The 1,855-nt window shown below is 44.5% G+C and carries 3 protein-coding genes; all 3 read right to left on the bottom strand.

All coding sequences use genetic code 11. The annotated features are described in order from the left end of the window. Nucleotides 1–200: 200 nt before the first annotated feature. The 3 genes from F6K49_RS45080 to F6K49_RS45070 all read right to left on the bottom strand — a co-directional run bounded on the left by F6K49_RS45080 (nt 201) and on the right by F6K49_RS45070 (nt 1,775). Nucleotides 201–710, bottom strand: coding sequence for a GNAT family N-acetyltransferase (locus tag F6K49_RS45080; RefSeq protein ID WP_075896766.1), 510 nt, complete (start codon nt 708–710; stop codon nt 201–203). Further along, the gene (locus F6K49_RS45075; protein WP_293108625.1) at nt 703–906 is read right to left on the bottom strand and encodes a hypothetical protein; all 204 of its coding nucleotides are present in this window, start codon (nt 904–906) and stop codon (nt 703–705) included. Before F6K49_RS45075 ends, F6K49_RS45080 begins: the two co-directional genes overlap by 8 nt. A 350-nt stretch (nt 907–1,256) precedes the next feature. Then, nucleotides 1,257–1,775, bottom strand: coding sequence for a DUF1350 family protein (locus tag F6K49_RS45070; RefSeq protein ID WP_293108622.1), 519 nt, complete (start codon nt 1,773–1,775; stop codon nt 1,257–1,259). Nucleotides 1,776–1,855: the final 80 nt, after the last annotated feature.

The raw sequence follows: 1,855 nt of genomic DNA, 5'->3' as shown, positions 1-1,855 counted from the left end.
CGTTGTTGGCTTTCCGGTGCCGTTAACAGAGCCAGCATTTCCTCTGGATCAGGTTTGGAAGCTTCTAACTCATCTTCAATCGGCTCTATGTCATCTAAAGGGCTTTCTAGTAAAGCCGTATTATCCAATAAACTCAGATCATCATCTTCATACATGCCTGATAACCTACCTTATCTTGCCTGATTCTACCAGTTTCATAATTAGTATTTTCTGTGCAATGGTTTAACCATCCACAGAGATTGGGTGCGGAAACCCAGTCGCTGGTAAAGGTTCAAAGCGACTTGATTCGATTGAAACACCTGTAATCCAAGTTGGCGATCGCCTCTTGCCCTTGCCCAAGCTTCAGCGTGCTGCATCAGTGCTGAACCAATGCCTTGACGGCGGTGTGCTGGCATGACGTAAAGTAAAAAGATATAAGTATAGCGATCGCCATTTACCTGATCAACCCCATTGCCCATCCACAGACAACCCACCGGCAAGGGATGAGTTATAATAGAGCCTTTCCTAGAAACCTTCCCATCTGCTACTGTAACCCACCACAGGGGGGTTTCTCTGGAAAAGTACTGTTTAACAGTCTTCGCCAGGTGAGAAAAATCATTTTGTTCCGGAAAAAGCTCTTGGTAAGTTAACTCCATGAAATTTACCAAAATTGCCCGTTCTCGTCCCGTTCCCAGGCGTAGCTGGTAGCCTGCTAACAATGGCTTACTCACCAATTTTCGCGAAATTTTGGTTAACAACCAGCTGAGCGAATACTGGTGCTTGAATGCTGGCAGCGTCAACGTCTTCAATCGGTGCAGGGGCTAGCATATCGTTCGGTAAAAAGATCCGAGAACTGACTGCCAACAGGGCAATTAAGAAGCCTAGTAGTGCCAGTAGGGGAGCAATGTACTGACGAAAAATAGCCATGAATTTAATGGTTCGTTGATTTTAACAATTCTTTACTTTTTCCATCTTACTACAATGGGACAGCTTTTAGCGGTTGGAGGTTGGAGGTTGGAGGTTATTTGGTTGAAGGTTATTTGGTTGGAGGTTATTTGGTTGAAGGTTGGAGGTTGGAGGTTGGAGGTTGGAGGTTGAAGGTTGGAGGTTGGAGGTTGCAGGTTGGAGGTTAGAGGTTAGAGGTTAGAGGTTAGAGGTTGTAGGTTGACCCCTTCCTCATCTCCTCATCTCCCCATCTCCCCATCTCCCCACACTTCCCACACTTCCGATACTCTTCCCCCTGTTCCCTATTCCCTGATCCGAAGTTCCCTGCTCCCTTAGACTCGATCAGCTAGTTTTGTGATAACTTGAATAACCGTATCCGCAAGTTGATCATTTCCCCGGAGCCAACCGAGGGGAGTCAAATGCTTACCAGGAAGTTTCTCATCAATGAGTGGAAAGGGATTATTTGGTAAATTCTGTTGTAGCCAACGTACCGTTCCAGCTTCTTGAGCAATCTTATCCTTACTGAAGCTAATTAAAGCAGTAAGATTAAATAAACGGCTATTTTTAATCAAGCAATAGGTTTGTTTGGGTTTGGGTAACACCCCGAAACCAAGTCTGTCTACTAAATCAGCGATGAATGGAACAGGAACTGCACTACGGGTACCACTAATAACAGGAGCCATTAATACAGAGGGTTGATTGATCAAAGAAATATCTTTTATATCAGCGTTTTTGAGGCTATCTTCAATCTGCTTCTCTTGATCTTTACCCACACAATCTCCCAGAATTCCCTGAATTTTTTTGATATGTGTGGACAGGACTGACTGGGTAATTCCTGTTGGTATAAGCAAATATTTTGGCAAAGGGGGGCAAGCATCATGCCCTACCCTTTTGATTACTCCTGCAATTGATCACTCTTGTAACAGAGTCT

It is taken from the genome of Moorena sp. SIO3I6, assembly GCF_010672095.1.
This window is presented reverse-complemented; position numbering and strand designations above follow the sequence as displayed.